Origin of the sequence: Nocardia bovistercoris (genome assembly GCF_015674855.1) — a bacterium.
GTDB classification, from domain to species: domain Bacteria; phylum Actinomycetota; class Actinomycetes; order Mycobacteriales; family Mycobacteriaceae; genus Nocardia; species Nocardia bovistercoris.
The window spans coordinates 526994-549638 of the sequence record NZ_JADMLG010000001.1 but is presented as its reverse complement, the minus strand read 5'-3'; the positions used below and the strand labels follow the sequence as shown (position 1 = coordinate 549638).

The window sequence follows — 22645 nt, the reverse complement described above, 5'->3', positions numbered from 1 at the left end:
GACCATCGTGCGATGGGACCGGGTGCGGGAACGGTGTGGTGGGTCCGGGCGCTGCGAGTTGCTATCGGGCTGCTCGGTACGGTGGCCCTGGTCTGGATACCGCTGCGGGACGCCGATCTGGGCGCCTTCTCCCCGGCGAACTACTTCAGCTACTTCACCATCCAGTCCAATGTGCTCGGCGTCGTCGTGTTGCTGGTCGGTGGCCTGCGTGACCCGCTCGACCGAGGTTGGCAGTTCGTGCGCGGTGCGGCGACGCTGTATCTGCTGATCACCGGCGTCATCTACGCGGTCCTGCTGGCGAATATCGACGTGTCGCTCACCGACCGCTGGATCAACGATGTTCTGCACCGCATCCTGCCGATCGTGATGTTGCTGGACTGGGTGCTCGCGCCCGTCGCGCTGGGAGTCAGCGCCCGTTCGATCGGTGTGTGGCTGATCTATCCGCTCGTCTACGGCGCCTACACACTGGTTCGCGGTCCGTTCGCGGACTGGTATCCGTATCCGTTCATCGACCCGCGTCGGCAGGGATATGTCTCGCTGATCATCGGTCTGATCATCCTCGCCGGTGTGTTCGCGCTACTGGCGTCGGCCGTGCTGTCGATCGGCGCGTGGGCCACCCGGTGGCGCCATCACGGGCCCGCACCACGCGGCGCGGAAGTGGACGGCGTGAGATGAGTGCCCTCTGGCACGGATTCGCCGATATGGGCGCCGTCGAGCGGGACGGACCGTTCGTGGTGGCACGCGGGGATGGCGCCTACATCTGGGATGCCGCGGGCAAGCGCTACCTCGACGCGACGGCCGGGCTCTGGTTCGCCAATATCGGTCACGGCCGCGCCGAGGTCGCCGACGCGGTGGCCGCCCAGTTGCGCACCATCGCCCACTACTCGAATTTCGGCGACACCGCCGAACCGGTGACCGCCGAACTCGCTCGGCGGGTCGCCGCGATCGCGCCCGTGCCCGACAGCAAGGTCTTCTTCACCTCCGGCGGCTCGGATTCGGTGGACACGGCCGTCAAGTTGGCGCGGCGCTACTGGCGCGAGGTCGGCCGCCCGGCCAAATCCGTGGTGGTCGGGCGCAGCCTCGCGTATCACGGGATGCATGTCGGCGGAACGGCGCTCGCGGGTATCCCGCGCAACCACGAGGGGTACGGCGAGTTGATGGCCGACGCGCGCACCGTCGCGTGGGACGACGCGACAGCGCTGCTCGCCCTCGTCGACCGGCTCGGCGCCGACCGGATCGCGGCGTTCCTCTGCGAACCGGTCATGGGCGCGGGCGGTGTGCACCCGCCGCCGCCGGGCTATCTCGGCCGCGTCCGCGAGATCTGCCGCGCGCACGACATCCTGTTCGTGGCCGACGAGGTGGTGACCGGATTCGGCCGCATCGGCGGGCACTGGTTCGCCTCGACCCGATTCGGCCTCGAACCCGACATCCTGCTCGCCGCCAAGGGTCTGACCTCGGGTTATATGCCGATGGGCGCGGTGGTGGTCGCGCCGCGGGTCGCGGAGCCGTTCTTCGCGGGCGGCGTGTGGTGGCGCCACGGCTACACCTACGGCGGACACGCGGGTGCGGCCGCGGCGGCGTCGGCAACCCTCGCGATCACCGAGCGGGAACATCTGCTCGCCGCGGCGACGCGGCTCGAGGCGGTACTGCTCGACCGGCTCGCGCCGCTGGCCGACCATCCCGCCGTCGCCGAGGTCCGCGGCGGTGTCGGCGCGTTGGCGGCCGTGCAGCTCGCCGACCCGGATCTGGCCGCGCCCATGGTGAAAGTGCTACGCGCCCATGGGGTCTCGAGTCGGGCCGTCGGGCAGGGCGCGTTGCAGATCTCCCCGCCGCTGATCACCACCGACGAGCAAGTCGACGAGTTGGCGTCCGGATTCGCCCGCGCCTTGGGATGAGTCTCACAGTCGCAGGGTCATGAAGACGCTGTGCGGGTCAGGGACGTAGTCGCCGAAGGGTGCGCCGATCTGGAATCCGTACTTCGAATACAGGCGCACGGCGGGTCGGTAGTACTCGTCCGCACCGGTTTCCAGACTCAGCCGCCGATAGCGACGGGCGCGGGCGACCGCGATGATGCGGATCAACACCGCGCCCGCGACACCGCGACCGGTGTGGTCGACGGCGGTGCGCATGGACTTGACCTCGCCGTGCGCGGGATCGAGCTGTTTGAGCGCGCCGCAGCCGATCAGCAGCCCGTTCTCGCGTGCGCTCCAGAAGGTGACCGCCGGATCCCGCAGCGCCGCGACGTCGAGGGCGTGCATGCTGTCGGCGGGGGAGTGCGCGCGCATATCGTCGAGATGTTCGGTGAGCAGCGCGGTGATGTCGGGATCGGCCGGATCCTCGATCTCGATGCTGAGTCCGGTGTGGCTTTCGGCGTTCGGCACACCGCGATTGTCGTCCGACGAGGTTCCCGACGGCGCATCGGGTCGACCGACCGGTTCCCTCGAAAGGGCTGGATGCGAACCCCGCCTGGTTCGGCGGCGCCGCGCGGGATGGGTGGAGACGACGGTTCAGGCATGTCCGAGTAGGCGCCGCATTCCTGCCCGTCGCCGCGTCCGGTCCGCGATCACCGAGCGCAGCCACCCGGCGGCGGGAACCTCGACGAGTCCGCCGCGGCGGTGCTCGACACAGTCGACGATGGCGTCGGCCACCGCTTCCGGATGCGGTGCGTTGCCGGGTGCCACGGTGCTGACGATCACGCCCTCGTCCGCGAGTCCGTGCTGCAGCGCGGCGCCGAGTCCGAGCACGGCGTGTTTCGTGGCCGAGTAGACCGCCGCGCCGATGGCCGCCGTCACACCGGCCGCCGACCCGATATTGATGATCTGGCCGTACCCTTGCTCGGCGAATCGTATTCCGGCCAAGCGTGATCCGGTCACCACCGCGCGTACGTTCACATCGATCCGCAGATCGGATTCGCGCGCCGACTCGGTGAGAAACCCGTCGCCCGGACCGATCTCGGCGGCGTTCACCACCACGTCCAGACCGCCGAGCCTGCCCGCCGCGCCGTCGAGGAATTCGGCGAAACGATCGGCGTCGGTGACCTCCACTGGCAGCCCGATCATGTCCGCGCCGTGGATCCGACTCAGCTGCGCGGTGATTGCGCGCACTTTGCCGAGATCCGAATCGCCGATTGCGACATCCGCGCCCGCGGCCAGGAACGCCAACGCGGCCTCGGACAGGAACTGGCGCTGGTGCGCAATATCGTTGCGGCGCTCGGTGATCGGTCCGGAGTGGCGACCGAGGCTGGGCTGCGCACCCACGCCACCTCGCTCGGCGTCTTCGGGCTCGCGGTCATGGGCAGCCCCACCGTGCGCGCCGGAATCGACGTGGCCATGCGATATTTCAGCCTGATGACCTCTTTCGGGCGGGCCTGGCACGTCTACCACGAGCGCGAGTGGTGGCTGTATCTCGATGACAGCGCGATACCGAGCGACCTGCGCGGATTCCTGCTCGAACGGGATCTGGCGGCGCTGCTGTCGAATTGGCTCGTGGTGTTCGGCGCGCCGCCGAGAATGCTGCGCGGCGAGGTCGCGCACGGACTGCGGCCCTGGCTGCAACCGATCCTGCGGCGCTTCGACGTGCCCGCCGTGGACTGCGTCGGGCCGCATATCGCGGTCTTCGACGCCGTCGGCATCGATGCGCCGATGCCGCAGGCGAGTCCGCACACCGTGACCTACTTCGAGGAACAGTGCGCGGAACTGTCGCGCCGCCGCGGCCTCGCCGAGCAGACCGTCGCGGGGTCGGTGCGCGCGATCCTCATGCGGCGGATGAGCGGGCGCCTCACCCAGGAGGATGTGGCGGTCGGGCTGCACATGAGCCTGCGCACGATGCGCCGCCGCCTTGCCGAGGAGGGCACCTCCTATCGGCGGCTGTGCGCGGAGACCTACGGTGAGCTCGCCGAACAGTTGCTCGCGGGCGGGCTCACGGTCGAGGACGTCGCCTATCGCATGGGATACGCGGGCGCGCCGAGCTTTTCGGCGGCGTTCAAACAGTGGCGCGGGATGCCGCCCGGACGTTTCGCTCGCGCCGCCGCCGAGGGGCGGGCCGGCGCGGGCCGCACCTGATCCGGGTGTGGCGGTGTCGTGGCGTCGCGAAGGCATCGGAAGGGCGCGTGATCCGGTACCGGGCCGTCGTCGCGACTGCGAGGATGTAATCCGCGTGTCGAGAGGTGGTGCGGGGTGACACATTTCGTGCAGGAGTACGCCGCGTTGCGGTGGTCGGTGGTGGCGGCGTTCGCGGTGGCGGGAGTTCTGGTGCTCGCCCGGCTGTCGGCTCCGATGCCAGCCGCGGCCCCGGGATCGGATGCGCTCGTCGCAGGCTATCGCGGGGTGGCGGCGGACGGACACCGCGAGGGTGATGCCGCCCACCTGATCATGTGCCTGGTCATGGCGACCATGGTGGTGTTCCCCTCGGGTGTCGACCCGCAGGCGATGCGCGGTGTGCTGACCGCGACGACGGTGGCCTTCGCCCTGCTGCTCGCGGGCCGGATCGCGCGGTGGCGCGGTCGGTTGCCCGGCGACGAGGTACCCCGTGCCGCGGTGCTCGGCTATCACACCGCGGCGTCGGCTGCCATGCTCTCGGTCATGTCGGGTCACACCGCGACCGGGCATGCCGCCCCCGCTCCGATGCTCGCGTACGGGGCCGCCGCGGTGTTCGCGGTGGACGCGGTCGTCACTCTGCTCGCGCTCGGCCGCCGCCATTGGTTCGGGCACGGGTCCGGCGACGCGCCCGCGATGATCCCGCATCTGATCATGGATGCCGGGATGGTCTACATGCTGGTCGGCGCGGTCGCGGGCTAGCGGCGGCTCACAGCTCCATGACCGAATCGGCGGCGACCCGCCCGCCCAGGTGCACCCACCCGTCGGAATCCCACTGCGTGAACAACTGGGAGCCCTTGCCCTGGGTGATCACCAGACTCTGGCGCAGCAGCGCGGTGAGCGCCACCGCGGCCGCCCCGGTCGCCTCGTCCTCGGCGATGCCCATGGTCGGGGCGAACATCCGCGAACGCAGCGCGCCGCGGTGCTCGTCGGTCCAGGTCCACAGGTAGTGCGGGCCGCCGGTGAAATCGTCGGGGCGCAACGCGGCGAGTTCCTCGGCGTCGGCGAGTTGGTGGTAGACGAAGTCGGGAGCCCATTCGCCGCGCGCCTTGATCCAGGTGAGGCCGCCGGTGAACTCGACGCTCACCGGTCCGGCGGGCAGGTCGAGCACTTTCAGCGGGACGCCCTGCGCGGCGAACCACCACGCCGTACCCACCGAGGGGTGACCCGCGAAGGGCAGTTCGACGGTCGGGGTGTAGATCCGCACCCGCGAGATCTCGTCGACCGGGTCGGTGACGACCACGGTCTCGCTGTAGCCGACCCGCGCCGCCAACGCCTGCGGATCGGCGTCGGCGACGTCGATCGCCCTTGCGATGCCGAGTTCGTTTCCGAGCCGCCCCGCCGCATCGGTGAATACGCGCACCACCTCGACCCGTGTTCCCATGGCCTCCGGTACTCCCTGTGTGCCCATGCCGCGAGCCTACCGGCGCGCCCGCACGTGCCGAGGCACGTCGTAACGGTGCCGTCGCCGCCGCTGACCTGAGTTTGCGGTGAACCGCGTGGTCAGTGCGGACATACGACAAACCTGTGATTTTGCCGATAACCGTCTAATTGCTGAATCAATGAGATCGACCCCGCCTTCGCCGGGCGGGGTCGATCGGGAACGACGCGGATCAGACCGAGGCGCCCGCGAGGGACTCGCTGGACTGCACGGTCTGGCCGACGCCCGCGACGATGGCCGCCGCGCGCAGCGCCTCGAAGATCACCTCGCGGGAAACGCCCGCCTCGCGCAAGGTCTTCTCGTGCGCCTCCAGGCAGTGCGCGCAGCCGTTGATCGAGGAGACCGCGAAGGACCACAGCTCGAAATCGGCCTTGTCGACGCCCGGATTGCCGATGATGTTCATCCGCAGACCGGCGCGCAGATCGTCGTAGCGACCGTCGAGGAACGCCCTGCCGCGATAGAACACGTTGTTCATGCCCATGATGGACGCGGCGCCGAGGGCGGCGTCGTATGCCTGCGCCGACAGGATGTCGGCGGCCTCCTCGGCGATCTCGCGCAACGTCGTCGCCGACCGGGTCGCGGCCGCCGACGCGAGCAGGGTGCCCCACAGTTGCTGTTCGCCGAGCACCGTGGTGCGCGAGAGGGATGACAGGTTGAGTTTGAGGTCCTTGGCGTACTCGGGTAGGGAGTTCTTCAGGTTCTCAATGCTCATGCGTAGTCCTCGGATCACTCCCCGCGGGCGGGGAAACGGTCTGGATGTCGTTCGGTGACTGGAGCGCGAATCAGACGCTCGCGGCGAGCAATTCGCCCGCGTTGATGGTCGGATCGCCCTTCTTCCAGTTGCAGGCGCACAGCTCGTCGGACTGCAGCGCGTCGAGTACGCGCAGCACCTCGTCGACATTGCGGCCGACCGAACCGGCGGTCACCGAGACGAACTGCACCTCGTTGTTCGGGTCGACGATGAAGGTGGCGCGATCGGCGACCCCGTCGGCGTTGAGAACGCCGCTGGTGGAGGACAATTCGCGCTTGAGGTCGGACAGGATGGGGAACGGCAGGGTCTTCAGGTCCTCGTGCTGGGCGCGCCACTGGAAGTGCACGAACTCGTTGTCCACCGAGGCGCCGAGCACCTGCGCGTCGCGGTCGGCGAACTCGTCGTTCAGCTTGCCGAAGGCGGCGATCTCGGTGGGGCACACGAAGGTGAAGTCCTTGGGCCAGAAGAAGATGATCCGCCACTTGCCCGCGTAGTCGTCGCTGGTGACGGTGGTGAAATAGTCGTCGGGCTGCTGAGCGTCGACCTTCGACAGATCGCCGCCGATGACGGCGGTGAGGTTGTATGCCGGGAATTGGTCGCCGATGGTCAGCAGGGCCATGCTTGTCTCCTCGTTCCTGTGGATTGGTGCGCGTGCGAAGCCTTCGGTTGTGATCTTGCCCAACACGCGATGAAAGGTAAAGGTGATCAGTCGCACTACACTGATAGGCGTGACTGATCAGACTTATCAGCCAACACTGTCGCAGCTGCGTGCGTTCGTGGCAATCGCCGAGTATCGCCATTTCGGTACCGCCGCAGCCCGACTCAGCGTGAGCCAGCCCACGTTATCGCAAGCGTTGGCCGCCCTCGAAAACGGCCTCGGACTCCAGCTCATCGAGCGCAGCACCCGCAAGGTGTTGGTCACCGCGGCCGGTGTGCGGCTGCTCCCGCAGGCGATGGCGACCCTCGAGGCCGCCGATCGATTCGTCGCCTCGGCAACCGGCGACGGACTCGGCGGAACACTGCGCATGGGCATCATCCCCACGGTCGCGCCCTACGTCCTGCCCTCGCTGCTGCCGCAGCTGCGCAGGCGACTGCCCGATCTGCGCCCGCAGATCATCGAGGACCAGACCACCCGCCTGCTCGAGGGTCTGCGCGGCGGCGTACTCGACGTCGCGCTGCTCGCGCTGCCGACCCAGACCCACGGCATCGTCGAAATCCCGCTCTACGACGAGGAATTCGTCCTGGTCGCGCCGTCAGGCCACGAGCTGGCGGGCCGCGTCGACCTCACCCCGGACAGTCTCGACGCGCTTCCCCTGCTGCTGCTCGACGAAGGGCACTGCCTGCGCGACCAGACCCTCGACCTGTGCCGTTCGGTCGACGCGCACCCGGCCGCGGTCGGCGACACCAGGGCGGCCTCACTGTCCACGGTCGTGCAGTGCGTGGCGGGCGGACTCGGTGTCACCCTGATCCCGCAGATGGCGGTGGCCGCCGAGACCGGACGGGCCGCCATCGACACCGCGCACTTCGCCGCGCCCGCGCCGGGGCGTACCATCGCGCTGGCCTACCGCGCCTCCACCGCGCGCGCCGAGGACTACGAATTCCTGGCCGCCATCATCCGCGCGCATCGCCCGCACTGACGCGCGAAAGTGCTTGAGCATCGAACGAACGGGTAGACCATTCTTTGTGATACCGCTTGTGACACGACATCGGTTCCGCGATCGTCAGGCGGACGACCCCTACGGGCAAGGGCGGAGCAACCTCTGCCCGGTTCCCGTGCGTGCTCGGCGCGAGTAGGGGACACTGGATGCGGAGCATCCGGGGGCCGTGTCACCGGACACGCGGCTCGACGGGTGGCACGGAGGCACTGGCTATGGTTGCGCGCATCGTTCTGATCGTGCTCTTCCCTGTCGCCTGGCCGATCTATTTCGTCCTCTGGTGCAAGCGCAACCCGGAGGAAGTGCGACACGCCGTCGGCTCGGCGCGCGACCTGATCCGCCGCCACCCCAAGCGGGCGGCGTGGCTCGGCGTGGTGTTCGGCGTGATCGGACTGATCGGGCATCTGGCCGATGGCGAATTCCTGGCGATGGGTGTCGGCGCGGTCGTCGCGAGCTGGTGCGCGCTGCTGCTGGTCAAATGGAAACGGCAGGAGACCGGGGCGGCGAAGGCCGAGGTGGTCGCACCGGGTCTCGATGACGTAGTCGCACCTGGTCTCGATGACAGTGGCGAGCGTTTCGATGTCACGACTGCGGAGCCGATCGGGTCCGCGGGCGGGAAGCGGGTCGGTGTGGTTGGCCGGGAGCGTCGTCGAGGCGTGAGCGCGCGCGCCGGAGATGAAGGCGAGGCGTATGCCGAGGTCGGTGCGCAGCGCCCCGGGGGAGTCGCTTCCGGGAACGACTCGCTGTTCGTCTACGGCACCCTGCAATTTCCCCGTGTGCTGCGCGAACTGATCGGGCGCAGTCCGGAATCCGCGCCGATCACCGTCGCGGGATGGCGGGTCGCCGCGCTGCCGGGACGGATCTATCCCGGCCTGGTGCCCGACACCGATGGCCTCGCGCACGGCCTGCTGCTGCGCGGACTCCACGCGGACGAACGGGCGATCCTCGACGCCTTCGAGGACGCGGAATACGAACTGCGCGTTCTCGATACCGAACACGGGCCGGTGCCGACCTACGTGTGGACCGCCGACGTCGCCGCCCAGGACTGGCACCCCGCCGACTTCGCCGCCACCCACCTCGACTCGTTCGTGACCGAATGCGAGCAGTGGCGCGCTGCCTCGTGAAAACCGTTGGAAGCGCTGGTATTTCGCTTCAGCTTACGGTGTCGACGGGAAACGCCCCGCCGCCGAGGATGTTCGGCGACGGGGCGTCCCGGTCGTAGCCGAACTACCGACCCGCGCGCAGCGCGTACGGTTCGATGGCGCCGCGAGTCAGCGCGCGGGCATCGATGGTCAGCGGCCGATACGGCAGCGTGGCCAGGCGACCGGTCATACCGGGGACCGGATCACCGACCTGTTCGTTCAACCCGAACAGGAACGACCACTCGTGTTCGTCGGAGGTGTAGAGCACGACACTCGCGAACTGGTCGTGGAAGCGATCCCAGGACCGCTTCAACGTCTCGTTGCGCCACATGGTCGCGCAGCCCGCCTGCGCGCACAGGACGCCGCCGGGTGCGAGCAGAGCCCGACATCGGGACAGGAACTCCGCTTCGTACAGGCGGTTGTGCTGGGCGTCCTCGACCCGCTCGTCGGGCAGATCGATGACGATCACGTCGTATCGCTCGCCCGAGGCCTTGGCCTGGGCGAGGAAGTCCCAGCCGTCGGCGTAGTGCACCGTGACCGGCCCCTCGCCCCGGACCGCGGCCGCGAGTTCGTCGCTGGTGTAGCCGTAGGGCAGGTGTTGGGCACACAACTCGACCTCGAGCTGGTCGATGTCGACATGATCGACGCGGGTCGCACCCGCCGCGACCGACATCTGGCTGGCCACGCCCTCGCCGGAACCGATGATCAGCACCCGGTCGAGTTTCTCGGCCAGCACGAAGGCGGGGACCATCATGGCTTCGTGATAGGTCAGCTGGGAGAACTCGGTGGACTGGCGGTCGTCGTCGGAGAACAGGCTGATGCCCTGCTCGGTCCTGGCGATCACCATGTGCTGGAACGGGGTGCGGGTGTCGACGATGACATCGCGCAGATCCCAGACGCGGGTCAGACCGGAGCCGACCGGCTCCCTGATCTGTTCGGCGCCGTGGCCGCGTTGGATCACCTGCATCCTGACGTCAGCGGGCGACAACTTGTCACGGAGCAGTTCGACCGCCTTCGTGGCGCCCGCACCGATGCTTCCGCAGGTGAAGACGTCGACGAAGATGTCGCCGGACTCCGGATAGGTGTGAATCGAGGCGTGGGACTCCGACAACAGCGCGAGGACGGTCACCCCCTGCGGATCGAACTTCTTGTGCACGACATCGCAGATGGTGACGCCCGCCGCGATCAGGGACTCACGCAACGCCGATTCGAGTCGTTCGAGGTCGTCGCACAGCGCCGCGTCGACACCACCGAACTCGGCCAGCACATGCCAGCCGGTGAATTCCGCCGTCATGGGCAAACTCACTCTCGCTCAGCGCCCGAGACATGAACCGTCAGGGGCGGAAAACCATTGAAGGACACCGACGAATAGCTCGCGGTGTAGGCGCCGGTATGGGGGATTCGGATGGAATCACCGGCTCGCAACGTGGTCGGCAGAAGGACACGCGTGCGTTGGTACAGTACATCGTCGCCGTCGCAGGTCGGTCCGGCGACCACCGCCTCGTCGACGGGATCGCCGTCGCGGTCGGTCAGGAATCGATAGGCGATGTACTCGTTCTCGGTCTCGGCCATGCCGTTGTAGCGGCCGATGTCGAGATACACCCAGCGTCGACCGTCCGGCGCCACGCGCACGCCGACGACCTCGGCGTGGATGGTGCCCGCGTCGCCGACCAGCGCTCGGCCCGGTTCGACCACGAGTGCGGTTGCGGCAGGCAGGAATCGGGTCGCGGCATCGGCGATGACCGCCGCGAAGACGTCGAGTTCGGGAGCGGTGTCGGCGTACGAGATGGGCAGTCCGCCACCGATGTTCACGGCGCGCACGGCGATTCCCTTGTCCGCCAACGCCTCGGTGATCTCACCTGCCTGGCGGATGCCGATCCGCCAGGCCTCGGGATCGAGCTGTTGGGAGCCGACATGGAAGTAGGGACCAGCCACCGTCAACCCGAGATCACGGGCGCGCGCGAGCAGGCGCACCGCCTCGGCGGGCGCACAGCCGAACTTGGTGCCGAACGGGGTGCGCGAGGCGGGAGCCGACGACAGGAAACGACATTCGACCTCGGAACCTGGCGCGTGCTCGGCGACGCGGACCAGGTCGTCCTCGGTGTCGAAGGCGTAGCGGCGCACACCGAGCGCGTTGGCGCGGGCGATATCGGCGGCCTTCTTGATGGGATTGCCGTAGCAGAGGGAGGCGGGCGAGACGCCCAGTGACAGGCATTGGTGGATTTCGCCGAGACTGGCGACATCGAATTCGGCGTTCTCGGCGGCGAGCAAGGTGATCAGCTCGTCCACCGGACTCGCCTTGACCGCGTAACGCACGCGGGTCGGACGGTCGGATCGCAGGGACAGGACGGAGGAAAGGGCGCGGTAGTTCGCGCGGACTCTTCCAGGGTCGATGAGCAGATACGGTGATTCGGGCATAGTTGATCTTTCGCGTCGGCAGCGGGGGAGAGAGTATCAGCGCCCGCTACCCGGAAACGAATCCGTCAAACCTCGGAAACGCCCCGTGTGCGAGCGGAGGCCGGTCAGTGCGTCTCATACGCCGCTGACCGGCGCTTATGCGGGGTTCCGGCGGGTGCTCAGCCCGCGGTCACGGCGATCTCGTCGAAGACGATCTCGCCCGCGGCGTCGGACTCGGCCACATCGATGGTCGCGTCGATGGACCAGCCGTGATCGCCCGCCGGATCGTCGAGCACCTGCCGCACCCGCCAGAAACCGGGTCTTCGTTCGATCTGGAACAGTTGCGGACCCCTGGCGTCGGGACCGGTGCCGATCGCGCCGTACTCGGCGAAATAGGGGGCCAGCGCCGCGGCCCAGTCCGGTCCCTCGCCCAGTTCGGCCAAGCCGTGCCAGTCGCGCAGCGCGGCGAACTCGACGCGCCGGAACATGGCGTTGCGGACCATGACGCGGAACGCGCGCTCGTTGGCCGAGATGGGCCGGACCGTTTCCGCGCCGAAGGCGACCTGTTCGGCATCGGCCTGCGCGCCGGGACCGGTCAACTGCTCCCACTCGTCGAGCAGACTCGAGTCCACCTGACGAACCAGCTCGCCGAGCCACTCGGTGAGATCCTCGAGATCCTCGGTGCGCGCGGACTCGGGCACCGTGCGGCGCAGCGCGCGATAGGCGTCGGCCAGATACCGCAGCACAACGCCCTCGGACCTGGCCAGCTCGTAGAAGGAGATGACCTCGACGAAGGTCATCGACCGCTCGACCATGTCGCGCACCACCGACTTCGGCGACGGCGCGAACTCCGAAACCCACGGATGGCCACCGCGATAGGTCTCGAAGGCCGGTTCGATCAACTCCGCCAGCGGTTTCGGCCAGGTGACCTCCTCGAGCAGTTCCATGCGCTCGTCGTATTCGATGCCGTCGGCCTTCATCTCCTGGATCGCCGCGCCGCGCGCCTTGTGCTGCTGGGCCATCAGCAGCTGACGTGGGTCCTCCAGGGTGGATTCGATGAGCGACACCACATCGAGGGTATAGGTCGGCGAGTTCTTGTCGAGCAGGTCGAAGGCGGCCAGCGCGAACGGCGACAGCGGCTGGTCGAGGGCGAAGTCGCGTTGCAGGTCCACCGTGAGCCGCGCGTGCCTGCCCGCCGCGTCCGGTTCGGGAAGCTGTTGCACCACACCGGCGTCGCGCAGCGCGCGGTAGAGCCGGATGGCGCGCAGGATGTGTTTGCGCTGGGCGGGACGCGGTTCATGATTGTCCTCGAGCAGATGCCGCATCGCCTCGAAACAGTTTCCGGGACGGGCGATCACGTTCAGCAGCATGGCGTTGGTCACCGCGAAGCGCGACACCATCGGCTCGGGCTGCGCCGCGACCAGCCGGTCGAAGGTCTCCTCGCTCCAGGACACGAATCCCTCGGGCGGCTTGCGGCGCTGGACCTTGCGCTGCTTCTTCGGATCGTCGCCCGCCTTCGCCAGCAGCCGCGTGTTCTCCACCTCGTGTTCGGGCGCCTGCACCACCACTGTGCCCATGGTGTCGAAACCCGCGCGTCCGGCGCGCCCGGCGATCTGATGGAATTCGCGGGCCTTGAGCCTGCGGGTGCGCACCCCGTCGAATTTGGTGAGCCCGGTGAGCAGCACCGTGCGGATCGGCACATTGATCCCGACACCGAGGGTATCGGTGCCGCACACCACTTTCAGCAGTCCTTCCTGGGCGAGGCGCTCCACCAGCCTGCGATATTTCGGCAGCATTCCGGCGTGGTGCACGCCGATGCCGTGGCGAATAAGCCGCGACAACGTCTTGCCGAATCCGGCCGCGAAACGGAATTCGCCGAGCGCCGCCGCGATGGCGTCCTTCTCGGCGCGGGTCGCGAAATTCACGCTGGTCAGCGCCTGGGCCCGTTCGAGCGCCGCGGCCTGGGTGAAATGCACGACGTACACCGGCGCCTGGTGGGTGGTAACCAATTCCTCGAGCGTTTCGGTGATGGGGGTGCGGGCGTAGGAGAAATGCAGCGGCACCGGACGTTCCGAGCCGGCCACGATCGCGCTGGACCGGCCCGTGCGGCGTTCCAGATCCTCGGCGAAGAAATCGACCTCGCCCAGAGTCGCCGACATCAGGAGGAACTGAGCGCGCGGCAATTCCAACAACGGCACCTGCCAGGCCCAGCCGCGATCGGGATCGGCGTAGAAATGGAATTCGTCCATCACCACCTGCCCGACCACCGCGTCCCGGCCTTCGCGCAACGCCATGTTCGCCAGGATCTCGGCCGTCGCGCAGATGATGGGCGCTTGCGCGTTCACCGCGGCGTCACCGGTCACCATGCCGACCCGGTCCGCCCCGAAAACCTCGCACAGTGCGAAGAACTTCTCGCTGACCAGCGCTTTGATGGGTGCGGTGTAGTAGGTGCGCTCGCCTCGGGTCAGCGCGAACAGATGCGCGCCGACGGCGACGAGGGATTTGCCGGAACCCGTTGGGGTGGCCAGGATGACATTGGATCCGGCGGCCAGCTCCAGCAGCGCCTCGTCCTGCGCGGGATATAGGGGGGTGCCCCGTTCGGCCGCCCACGCGCCGAACGATTCGTACAGTGCGTCGGCGTCGGTCCCCGGTATCTCGAGCAGTTCGGTCAGATCCACTCCGACCACCCTACGTGCTCGTCCGCGCGCGTCCGAGGCGGCCGCCGCCCGGTAGCGGGCGGTCAGCGCGTCGCCGGGACCAACCGTTCGGTTCGGACTCGCTTCGGCTCAGCCCTTCTGGGCGTCGCCGTCCCAACCGCCCTGTTCGGCGAGGAAGCGCTCGAACTCGGCGCCGAGCTCGTCGCCGCTGGGCAGCTCACCGTCGCCCGCCAGCAGACTCGACTGCTGTTCCTGGGCGGTGACGAAGCTGTCGTACTGGCGTTCCAGCGCGTGCACCACCGTCTCCACCTCGGCATTGCCCGCGATGTGCTCGTTGACCTGTTCGCGCACCCGCGCCGCCGCCTCGCCGAGCGCGGCCAGCGGAATCTCGAGGCCCGCGTTGTCCGCGACGTTCTCCAGCAGTGTCTGCGCGGCCTCCGGATAGGAGGTCTGCGCCAGGTAGTGCGGCACGTGCACCGAGAAGCCCACCGATTCGTGACCGTGCTGGGCCATCCGGTATTCCAGCAGCGAGGAGGCGCTGCCCGGCACCTGCAACTCGCCGGGCCAGCGCTGATGGTCGCCGACCAGGTCGCGATTCGACGAATGCGCGGTGACCCCGAGCGGGCGGGTGTGCGGAATCGCCATCGGGATCGCGCTGAGCCCGATGCTGCGGCGCACGCCGAGCTGTTCGGACAACAGGCGCACCGCGGTGGTGAACTTCTCCCAGCGCAGATCGGGTTCCATACCGGCCAGCAACAGGAACGGGGTGCCCGCGGTGTCGCGCAGCGCCCACAGATTCAGTTCGGGCTCCGCGTAATCGGCGAAGTGGTCGGTCTTGAAGGTCATGAGCGGACGCCGCGAGCGGTAGTCGAGCAACTCGTCGACGTCGAACGAGGCGACCAGTTCGGTCTCGAGGCTCTCGCGCAGGTGCGTGGTGGCCAGCCGGACGGCATGACCGGCGTCGGTGAATCCCTCCAGCCCGTGCACGAGGACCGGCCCCGAGCCGTCGGCGGACGACAGCTGCGGAGCGGGGAACTCCAGTTCGTACATTCGCGACTCGTAGTCCATCGCGTACTCCTTCCTGCGCGGTCCGCACCTGCGTGCCGGATACGGTGGCGGGACCTCCGTGTCCCGGCACCCGGTGCGCCGCGCGCGGGGGAACCTCGTTCATTGTCCCCTATGACGGCGACACCCACCGCACACGGTGTGACACCGCCCGACAGTCCAGCCAACAGCGGTCGGGGTGTGTGCATTCCCCACACCGGATGTACGAAACCCGCGTCCGGTCGCACCGCGGTGCGATCCCGTCGCGCCGCCGCACCGTTCGCGGTCGGGCACGGGCAGGTCAGGGCCGTTCGGCGTGGCGACACGGACGGCCGAGCGGAGTTTGACACAGTGGGTCCGTGACGTGGCCGGAGTCGATTCCGAGGCGGGGTTCGATCATCGCCGTATCCGGCGTGGTCTCCACCATCGTAGCGCTGGCGGCGGGGTGTTCGGGCATCGTGGCGGGACATCCGATCGCCGCCGAACCGACCACGGTGAACCGGCGAATTCCGGGCGACCTGAACGCGCTGCTGCCCGATCCGACGCGATTCCCGGCCGGATACCAGGCGGTGGTGCTCCCGCCGGAGGCGGCGGCGCAGGCGGCCGAGGACCTGACCGGCGTCGCGCGCGGCGCGACTGTGCTGCCCGCGCGCTGCACACCGCCGCAACAGGGCAACGGACCCGATCGCACCGCGATCGCCGTCGGCACGGACAACGACACCCGCGCCACCCTGACCGTCGAGCTGACCCGCACCGACCGGCCGCTGGGGGAACTGCGCGCGCAGCTGCGGGGCTGCGGCGAGATACGGGTCAGCAAATCCGGTCTGGTGACCACCGTCGGCACCGAATTGTTCGACGCGCCGCCCGTCGACGCCGACGACACGCTCGGCCTGACGCGCACGGTACGACCCGACGCGGGCGGGACCGGGACGGTCCGGACCATGCTGACGCTGGTCGGACAGATCTCCGATGTGCGAATCACGGTGACCTACATGAGCTTCGGCGATGCGCGACCCGATGCGGAGGCACTCGACGAACTGTTCGCGGTCGCGGCCCGTGAGGTGCGCGAAGCCTAGTTGTCCACAGGGGTCACATTATCCACAGGCCGGGAGAAACCCCAGGTCGTCGCACCTACGGCCGTGCGTCCGCAACGCATTCTCGGTCCATGAGCACATCCACCGAACCGCACGATCGCGGCGCCGAAGCCGATTCGGCCGAAGCTGATATGGCCGAGGCCGAGATCGCCGAGGCCGAGATGTTCGCCGACCGTCGCGACGTGCTGCCCGCACGCGCCTGCCGCAACGCCCCGCGCCGCCCGGTCGCGGGCGACGGCCTGCGGCGGGGCGCGCGCCGAATATCCGACGTCCCCGACGATTTCGGTGCCTTCACCACCGTGATAGCGCCCACCGCGCTGTGCCGCGAGTCCGGTCCGCGCTACGGCGCGCTGCGGGTCGACGATCCCGGCGAACTCATCGCCGCGTTGCCCGCGATGGTCGGATTCGTCCCCGAATGCTCACTGGTGGTCGCCGTCCTGCGCCCCGGCCCGAGCCCGACGATCGAGGCGGTGGTGCGATTCGACCTCGGTGACGGCGGCCACGAACGGATCGAGACGTACGCGGCCTGCCTCGCGCAGATCTGCTCGGTGGAAGGTGCCCGCGAAGTGCTGGCCGTCGTCGTCGACGATCGGCTACCCGAACCGGTGGGTCCGCACCGAGCCCCGCGTCCGGGGCCCGCGAGCGCGCTCCCCGACGACCGCGCACCGGGCCGGGTGGTGACGGCGCTCGACAAGCAACTGGCGCGGCGCGGCATCGAGGTCTCGGGCGCGTGGGCGGTGTGCGCGATCGAGACAGGTCGGTGGTGGTGGAATCTGTTCGATCCGGGTGAGCGGGGTGTCGTCGCCGACCCCACGGCGTCGCCGGTGGCGCTCGCGCAGGTCCTCGACGGGCGCACCATCCACCGCTCGCGCGCCGAACTCACCGCGCTGCTGGCGCGCGACGACGAACTGAGCGAGCGGGTCGCGGCACGGCTCGGCGCCGCCACCGACGCCGCGCACGACCGCTTCACCAGGGCGGTGCGCCACGACGATCTCGACCACTACCGCCGCAACATCGTCGAATACGCGCTGTGGCAGGTCGCGAACGCCGAATCCGGCGCCGAACTCGGCGACACCGAAATCGCCCGGCTCGTCGTCGGTTTGCGCGATCAGGTGGTGCGCGACAGCCTGTTCGCGCTCGCGATCGGCGAGCACGCCGCCGCGGCCGAGGACGTGTGGCTCACCATGGTGCGCGCGAGTTCAGGATCCGACCGCGCCGATGCCGCCGTCCTGCTGGCCTACAGCGCCTATGTCCGGGGCGACGGCCCGTTCGCCGGAATCGCCCTCGACACCGCGCTGACCGCCGAACCGGTGCACTCCCTGGCGCAACTGCTGGAGACCGCGCTGCGCAACGGTCTGCGGCCGGAATCCCTGCGCAGGCTCGGGCGCAGCGGGCACGCCACCGCCGCCGGTCTCGGTCTCGACCTCGGCCCGGAGGCGCTGTGACGAGGGTTCGGTTCGCCCCGCTCGCGGGAAACGGGTCGCCTGGTTCGCCCGAACCGGGCGGAGCGAGTGCGCCGTGCGCGCTAACGCGGGTGCAGGGTCACCGGTATGGCCGAGGGCGACAGCACGAAATCGCGATTGGAGGCGCGCACCACGTAGCCGGGGTCGGGCACCGGCCGCCAGCGCGCGAGCAGCGCCGCGGAGGCCAGGGTGATCTCGAGGGTCGCGAAATGGTCGCCGAGGCAACGGCGGCGACCGACACCGAAGGACAGAATCGCCTTCTTGTCGATATCGTCGGCCCGATCCGGCGACCAGCGGTCGGGATCGAAGGTCTCCGGGGCGGGATAGTAGCGCGGATCGTGTTGCACCATATAGGGACTGAACATGACGGCGGCGCCCGCGGGAATGGTGAGCCCGCCGATCGTCACGTCGCCGTCGGCGTTGCTCCCGCTGATCCAGGTACCCCAGAACCGCAGCGTCTCCGCCACCACCTGCCGCAGATAGGGCAGCGCGTGCAGATGCGCGGGTCCGACCGGCCCGGCACCGACCACGGCATCGAGTTCGGCGTAGAGCCGTTCGGCGATCGGCGGCCGGGTCATCACCTCGTGCCACAGCCAGCCCGCCAGCGACGCCATGGAACCCACGCCTGCGGCGAGCATGAGGATCGCCTCGTCGATGATGTGCTCGTCGGACAGCCGCGCCCCGGTCTCGGCGTCGGTGTGGCGGATGAGCGCGGACACGACATCGTTGAAATCCTCGTCGTGGCGTCGGTATTCGGCCACCACGCCGCCGATGACCCCGCGCAGGTGGCGCGCCTTGCCGCGCCACCGGTAGTTGGCGATCAACCGCATGCGGCGCACCTGCGGCGGCAGAGCGGTGCGCAGGAGTACCTGGCTCAGCAGCCACGGCACGTTGTCGCGGATGGCGCGGCGCGCCTCGTCGCTGAAATCCGCGGTGAACAGCGTGGAGGAGACGGTGTCGAGGATCAGGCCGTGCGCCTCGTCCATCAGATCCACGCGTTCACCTGCGGGCAGTCCGCCCGCCCAGGTGTGCGCGATGTCGGCCGCGGCCGCGGTGTATTCGGTCAGTCGGCTCTGGCGCAGCGCGGGCGCGATCATCCGGCGGCGCAGTTTGTGCTCGGGGCCGCGCAACACGTTCACCGAACCGCCCGCGACGTCCTCGATCGCCTCGCGCAGGTCGTCCCGGTTGAATTCGACCTCGCCGAGGCCGACTTCGCGCACCAGATCGGGGGTGGTGAGCACGTATCCGGTCTTGCGGCCGAACCGGATACGCACGACCGGGCCGAGATCCGACAGCGAGGTGACGAAGCCGGGGGCGTCGCGCAGCGCGCGCAGGCTGTGTCCCACGAACGGCACCGACCCCGGCGCGGTGGGCACCTCGGCGAGGGTACGCGGCATCGGCGCTACCGCGACGCGGCGGCGCGCCGCCGCGCGATAGACGTCGAGTACCTCCGCTACCTGCCGGGACATGCGCACCGAATCCGCCTGCGCGGCTACGATCTCGCGCATCCGCGACAGTTTCGCGCGATCCGCGTCGAGTTCGGCGATGGTCCGCGCGAGCGCCGCCGCCGACGGATCGGCGGCGCACACACCGCCGCCCTCTGGCACCGACTCGGCCAGAGCCGGATCGCAGTGGACGATCGGCACCCCGGCCGCCACCGCCTCGAGCAGGACCAGGCCCTGGGTGTCGAAATCGTGCGAGGTGGACAGCACCACGTCAGCGTGTGCGACCGTGGCGACCCAACGCTCGCGGGGCACCCTGCCGTGCGCGCGGATGCGGTCGGCGAGTCCGTCACGGTCCACGACGGCGCGTATCCGGTCGCGCAGATCGCCTTCGCCGAACAGGTCGAGGGTGCAGCCGGGGGTCATGCGCACGGCTTCCACGGCGGTCAGCGGTCGCTTCTCGGCCGAGAGTCGTCCGCTCCACACCAGCCGCAGCGGACCCTGTGTCCGCAGGTCCTCGGGCGCCGCGTCGCGCAGGCGGTCCACGAGTTCGTCGTCGACGCCGTTGGACACCACCCGCAGTGGCGCCGTCAGCCCGTGCGCCAGCAGCGCCTGGGCGAAATGCCGGGTCGGAGCGATCACATGGTCGGCCGCCTGCGCCTGGCCGACGATGGTCCGCCAGGCGTGCCGCGCGGCCCGACTCTCGGCCACGCGCGGCATGCGCCGATCGTGCGGGACGAAACACCCGTGAAACGCCCGCAGCGCCAATGCGGCGGCCAGCGGCGCGGGGGAGGTGTGCTCGAGGAAGTTGTCGTCACGGCTCTGCGCGGTGTGCACCAGCGGGACGCGGTGCCGACGGGCGGCTTTCATGCCCGCGATGGACACACCGTAGGTGGTGTGGGTGTGTACCACGTCGAAGGGGCCGCGCGCGGCGAAGACCGCGTCGATCAACTCGTCGTTGCGCGCCGTCGGCAGCACCATGGGGAAATCGTTCACACGTGGACCGGATGCGTGCAGTTCGACCACATCGGCGAGGGTCGGCGCGGCTGCACTGGAATGCGGCGCTCCATTGGAATGCGGCGCCACGAACAGGGTCACTCGGTGACCCGTACGTTCGAGGCCGCCTCGGAGCGCGGCGACTGCGGTCTGGATGCCGCCGAGCGTGTCCGGGTGGAAGTCCATGAACATCGCTACATGCACAACACGGCACTGTACTCGGCTGTACTGCCGTGCGAGAGAGCCGATTTCCACAAATATCTCGCCGTGCGTTGGGAAGGGTGCGATCTGTGACCGTGCGCCATTGCTCAGTGTTCTTCGATGCGTTTATGGTCGCTTCTGTGAATTCGAAGGAATGGGCGGCGTCGCGGAACTTCGAGTACGTGGCGGCGTCGTGAAAATAGCGATTCCGCTCACCGGAACCCGCGGGGATGTGCAGCCCGTGGTCGCGCTCGGCCTCGAACTGCGCGGCCGCGGCCACGACGTGATCCTCGGCGCTCCGCCGAATCTGGTCGACTTCGTCACCGCGACAGGTCTGCCCGCCGTGTCCTGCGGCCCGGATGTCCAACAGCTCTACAGCTCCGAGGAGGGGCAACGCGCGCTAGCGGCGGGCAACACCCTGCGCCTGATGCAATTGGTGGCGCGGCAGATGGCGGGTTACGCCGAGCGGATGAACCGCGAGGTGATCGAGGTCTGCGCAGGCGCGGATCTGATCGTGGCCAGCACCGTGACCGAGGACAGAGCGAGTTCGGTCGCCGAGGCGATGGGGGTGCCGCTGGTCAGCCTGCATTACTTCCCGTGCCGAGACAATGGCGCCTACCCCTTTCCCGGCTCGCTTCCGCCGCACTGGAATCCGCCCGCGTTGGTGAATCGCGGCACCTGGCTGCTCGCCGAGAATGTGCGGCGGGTGGTCTTCATGCGCTATCTCAACGCGCTGCGTGCGACGCTCGGGCTCGCGCCGTCGCGGGCGAGCACGGCGGCGGTCCTGGCGCGCGCCGGGGTCCCCGAGATCCAGATCTACGATCCCGCGCTGGTGCCCGGCCTGCCGGAGCAGTGGGACGAGCGCAGGCCGTTCACCGGATTCCTCACCCTGGACGCGGCGGCCCGCGCGGCGGTCGGCGAAACCGGCGGCGCGCACGAAGACATCCTTGCCTGGATCGAACAGGGACCGCCGCCGGTGTTCTTCGGATTCGGCAGCATGCCGATCCGCGACACCGCCGCCGTGGTCGACATGGTCTCGCGGGTATCGGCGCGGCTCGGGGTGCGCGCGCTGGTGAGCGCGGGCTGGAGCGACCTCGACCTGGACCGGGCACGCGAGCGCGGCGGCCCCGAACTGGCGGTGGTCGGCCCGTTCGCCCACGACCTGGTGTTCCCGCACTGCGCGGCCGCGGTCCACCACGGCGGGATCGGCACCCTGTTCGAGGGTCTGCGCGCCGGACTGCCGACCCTGGTGTGCTCGGTGTCGTTCGAGCAGCCGCTGTGGGGAGCGCAGGTCGAGCGCCTCGGGGTCGGTGCGCATCTGCCGTTCACCCGGCTCGGGGCCGACCGCCTCGAACGCGCGCTCGAGCGGGTACTGCGACCCGAACGGCGCACCGCCGCCGCGCGATTCGCCGCGACCCTGCGCACCGAGGGCACGGCCGCGCACGCCGCCGACATCGTCGAGGCGCGGGCTCGATGATCGCGGCCGTCGTCGCCGATTCTTCGGTCATGCTGCGCAGATGCGTGCGGCATACGCTGCGCAGCAGGGACACGCTGATCATCTCGGTACTCATGCCGATCTTCGTGATGCTGCTGTTCACCTACGTCTTCGGCGGCGCCATCGATGTCGGCGGGTCGTATCTGGACTACGTGGTGCCCGGCATCATGATGCTGTGCACGGGTTTCGGCTCCTCGATCACCGCGACCGCCGTGTCGACGGATATGACGCGCGGCAGCATCGACCGTTTCCGCACCCTGCCGATGTTCCGGCAGGCGGTCCTGGTCGGACACGTCGTCGAGGGGGTGCTGCGCAATCTCGCCGCGATCGCCATCGCGGTGGCCGTTGCGGTGGCCCTCGGATTCCGTCCGCACGCCAGGATCTGGCAGTGGCTGGGCGCGGCGGCGGTGATCACCCTGTTCGTGGCGGCGATCTCGTGGATCTCGGTAGCGCTCGGCCTGCTCGCCCAGAATCCCGAGGCGGCGGGCGGGTTGACCTACGCGATCATGTTCGTGCTCTACATCAGCAGCGCGTTCGTGCCCACCTCGACCATGCCTGGCTGGTTGCGCGGCTTCGCCGAGCACCAACCCGCCACACCGGTGATCGACACCGTGCGCGAATTACTCGGCGGCAGCGGAGCGGGCGGGTCGGCGACCGCGGCCGTGCTCTGGTGCCTCGCGCTCGGATCGGCGGGCGCGGCCTGGTCGACGCTGATCTTCGGCCGCCTGTCCCATCGTTGACCGACGGCCGAAGAACGGCTGTACAGCTCGAGC

Annotated in this window: 20 protein-coding genes; 10 read left to right on the top strand and 10 right to left on the bottom strand. The window is 69.1% G+C overall.

Features of this window, described 5'->3' with window-relative positions:
- Positions 1-12: 12 nt before the first annotated feature.
- Together IT779_RS02495 and IT779_RS02490 are read left to right on the top strand one after the other, a co-directional pair.
- Positions 13-675 carry a Pr6Pr family membrane protein gene (locus tag IT779_RS02495; protein ID WP_196147459.1) on the top strand — a complete coding sequence of 221 codons (663 nt, stop codon included), beginning with the start codon at positions 13-15 and terminating at the stop codon, positions 673-675.
- The gene (locus IT779_RS02490; protein WP_196147458.1) at positions 672-1895 is read left to right on the top strand and encodes an aminotransferase family protein; all 1224 of its coding nucleotides are present in this window, start codon (positions 672-674) and stop codon (positions 1893-1895) included. Before IT779_RS02495 ends, IT779_RS02490 begins: the two co-directional genes overlap by 4 nt.
- A 3-nt stretch (positions 1896-1898) precedes the next feature.
- On the opposite strand, the gene IT779_RS02485 is transcribed toward IT779_RS02490, so the two are convergent.
- Both IT779_RS02485 and IT779_RS02480 read right to left on the bottom strand, forming a co-directional pair.
- Complete coding sequence (locus IT779_RS02485; protein ID WP_332838617.1) at positions 1899-2381, bottom strand: GNAT family N-acetyltransferase; 483 nt, start codon at positions 2379-2381, stop codon at positions 1899-1901.
- A 126-nt stretch (positions 2382-2507) separates the two neighbouring features.
- Positions 2508-3161, bottom strand: coding sequence for an SDR family NAD(P)-dependent oxidoreductase (locus IT779_RS02480; RefSeq protein ID WP_196147457.1), 654 nt, complete (start codon positions 3159-3161; stop codon positions 2508-2510).
- Between IT779_RS02480 and IT779_RS02475 the strand changes: the two genes are divergently transcribed.
- Positions 3069-4061: a helix-turn-helix domain-containing protein gene (locus IT779_RS02475; RefSeq protein WP_196147456.1), complete on the top strand. Its 993-nt coding sequence runs from the start codon at positions 3069-3071 to the stop codon at positions 4059-4061. The two genes, IT779_RS02480 and IT779_RS02475, sit on opposite strands and share 93 nt — an antisense overlap.
- 114 nt (positions 4062-4175) lie before the next feature.
- The gene (locus IT779_RS02470; RefSeq protein ID WP_196147455.1) at positions 4176-4796 is read left to right on the top strand and encodes a DUF5134 domain-containing protein; all 621 of its coding nucleotides are present in this window, start codon (positions 4176-4178) and stop codon (positions 4794-4796) included.
- A gap of 7 nt (positions 4797-4803) precedes the next feature.
- Here the strand turns inward: IT779_RS02470 and IT779_RS02465 are convergent, their stop codons facing one another.
- The 3 genes from IT779_RS02465 to IT779_RS02455 form a co-directional block, all read right to left on the bottom strand.
- Positions 4804-5478, bottom strand: a complete 675-nt coding sequence (locus tag IT779_RS02465) for a PhzF family phenazine biosynthesis protein (protein WP_196147773.1) — start codon at positions 5476-5478, stop codon at positions 4804-4806.
- Positions 5479-5707: 229 nt separating this feature from the next.
- Positions 5708-6247 (bottom strand): carboxymuconolactone decarboxylase family protein, encoded by a 540-nt coding sequence (locus tag IT779_RS02460; protein ID WP_196147454.1) that lies wholly within the window; start codon positions 6245-6247, stop codon positions 5708-5710.
- A 70-nt stretch (positions 6248-6317) separates the two neighbouring features.
- A complete protein-coding gene (locus IT779_RS02455; protein WP_196147453.1) occupies positions 6318-6905 on the bottom strand; it encodes a peroxiredoxin in 588 nt (195 codons plus the stop codon).
- 109 nt (positions 6906-7014) lie between these two features.
- Here IT779_RS02455 and IT779_RS02450 point away from each other — a divergent pair, with 109 nt between their 5' ends.
- On the top strand, positions 7015-7923 hold the full coding sequence (locus IT779_RS02450; RefSeq protein WP_196147452.1) for a hydrogen peroxide-inducible genes activator: 909 nt from the start codon (positions 7015-7017) through the stop codon (positions 7921-7923).
- A 233-nt stretch (positions 7924-8156) separates the two neighbouring features.
- Positions 8157-9065, top strand: a complete 909-nt coding sequence (locus tag IT779_RS02445) for a gamma-glutamylcyclotransferase family protein (protein WP_198428048.1) — start codon at positions 8157-8159, stop codon at positions 9063-9065.
- A 103-nt stretch (positions 9066-9168) separates the two neighbouring features.
- On the opposite strand, the gene speD is transcribed toward IT779_RS02445, so the two are convergent.
- The 4 genes from speD to IT779_RS02425 form a co-directional block, all read right to left on the bottom strand.
- Complete coding sequence (gene speD / locus IT779_RS02440) at positions 9169-10377, bottom strand: adenosylmethionine decarboxylase (protein ID WP_196147451.1); 1209 nt, start codon at positions 10375-10377, stop codon at positions 9169-9171.
- A gap of 8 nt (positions 10378-10385) precedes the next feature.
- Complete coding sequence (locus IT779_RS02435) at positions 10386-11501, bottom strand: type III PLP-dependent enzyme (protein WP_196147450.1); 1116 nt, start codon at positions 11499-11501, stop codon at positions 10386-10388.
- A 158-nt stretch (positions 11502-11659) separates the two neighbouring features.
- Positions 11660-14134 carry a DEAD/DEAH box helicase gene (locus tag IT779_RS02430; RefSeq protein ID WP_408637720.1) on the bottom strand — a complete coding sequence of 825 codons (2475 nt, stop codon included), beginning with the start codon at positions 14132-14134 and terminating at the stop codon, positions 11660-11662.
- A 132-nt stretch (positions 14135-14266) separates the two neighbouring features.
- Complete coding sequence (locus tag IT779_RS02425) at positions 14267-15205, bottom strand: proteasome assembly chaperone family protein (RefSeq protein WP_196147448.1); 939 nt, start codon at positions 15203-15205, stop codon at positions 14267-14269.
- Between the two features lie 335 nt (positions 15206-15540).
- Here IT779_RS02425 and IT779_RS02420 point away from each other — a divergent pair, with 335 nt between their 5' ends.
- Complete coding sequence (locus tag IT779_RS02420) at positions 15541-16257, top strand: sensor domain-containing protein (RefSeq protein ID WP_332838616.1); 717 nt, start codon at positions 15541-15543, stop codon at positions 16255-16257.
- An 89-nt stretch (positions 16258-16346) separates the two neighbouring features.
- The gene (locus IT779_RS02415) at positions 16347-17720 is read left to right on the top strand and encodes a DUF4192 domain-containing protein (RefSeq protein ID WP_232541350.1); all 1374 of its coding nucleotides are present in this window, start codon (positions 16347-16349) and stop codon (positions 17718-17720) included.
- 80 nt (positions 17721-17800) lie between these two features.
- Here IT779_RS02415 and IT779_RS02410 read toward each other — a convergent pair whose 3' ends face one another.
- The gene (locus IT779_RS02410) at positions 17801-20380 is read right to left on the bottom strand and encodes a cytochrome P450 (RefSeq protein ID WP_196147447.1); all 2580 of its coding nucleotides are present in this window, start codon (positions 20378-20380) and stop codon (positions 17801-17803) included.
- Positions 20381-20570: 190 nt separating this feature from the next.
- Here IT779_RS02410 and IT779_RS02405 point away from each other — a divergent pair, with 190 nt between their 5' ends.
- Both IT779_RS02405 and IT779_RS02400 read left to right on the top strand, forming a co-directional pair.
- The gene (locus IT779_RS02405; RefSeq protein ID WP_196147446.1) at positions 20571-21854 is read left to right on the top strand and encodes a glycosyltransferase; all 1284 of its coding nucleotides are present in this window, start codon (positions 20571-20573) and stop codon (positions 21852-21854) included.
- Positions 21851-22612 carry an ABC transporter permease gene (locus IT779_RS02400; RefSeq protein WP_196147445.1) on the top strand — a complete coding sequence of 254 codons (762 nt, stop codon included), beginning with the start codon at positions 21851-21853 and terminating at the stop codon, positions 22610-22612. Before IT779_RS02405 ends, IT779_RS02400 begins: the two co-directional genes overlap by 4 nt.
- Positions 22613-22645: the final 33 nt, after the last annotated feature.

Coding starts and splice junctions, on each gene's coding strand:
- IT779_RS02495 (WP_196147459.1), top strand. CDS start 13: ATGGGACCGGGTGCGGGAACGGTGTGGTGGGTCCGGGCGCTGCGAGTT.
- IT779_RS02490 (WP_196147458.1), top strand. CDS start 672: ATGAGTGCCCTCTGGCACGGATTCGCCGATATGGGCGCCGTCGAGCGG.
- IT779_RS02465 (WP_196147773.1), bottom strand. CDS start 5,478: ATGGGAACACGGGTCGAGGTGGTGCGCGTATTCACCGATGCGGCGGGG.
- IT779_RS02460 (WP_196147454.1), bottom strand. CDS start 6,247: ATGAGCATTGAGAACCTGAAGAACTCCCTACCCGAGTACGCCAAGGAC.
- IT779_RS02455 (WP_196147453.1), bottom strand. CDS start 6,905: ATGGCCCTGCTGACCATCGGCGACCAATTCCCGGCATACAACCTCACC.
- IT779_RS02445 (WP_198428048.1), top strand. CDS start 8,157: ATGGTTGCGCGCATCGTTCTGATCGTGCTCTTCCCTGTCGCCTGGCCG.
- speD (WP_196147451.1), bottom strand. CDS start 10,377: ATGACGGCGGAATTCACCGGCTGGCATGTGCTGGCCGAGTTCGGTGGT.
- IT779_RS02435 (WP_196147450.1), bottom strand. CDS start 11,501: ATGCCCGAATCACCGTATCTGCTCATCGACCCTGGAAGAGTCCGCGCG.
- IT779_RS02425 (WP_196147448.1), bottom strand. CDS start 15,205: ATGGACTACGAGTCGCGAATGTACGAACTGGAGTTCCCCGCTCCGCAG.
- IT779_RS02415 (WP_232541350.1), top strand. CDS start 16,347: ATGAGCACATCCACCGAACCGCACGATCGCGGCGCCGAAGCCGATTCG.
- IT779_RS02400 (WP_196147445.1), top strand. CDS start 21,851: ATGATCGCGGCCGTCGTCGCCGATTCTTCGGTCATGCTGCGCAGATGC.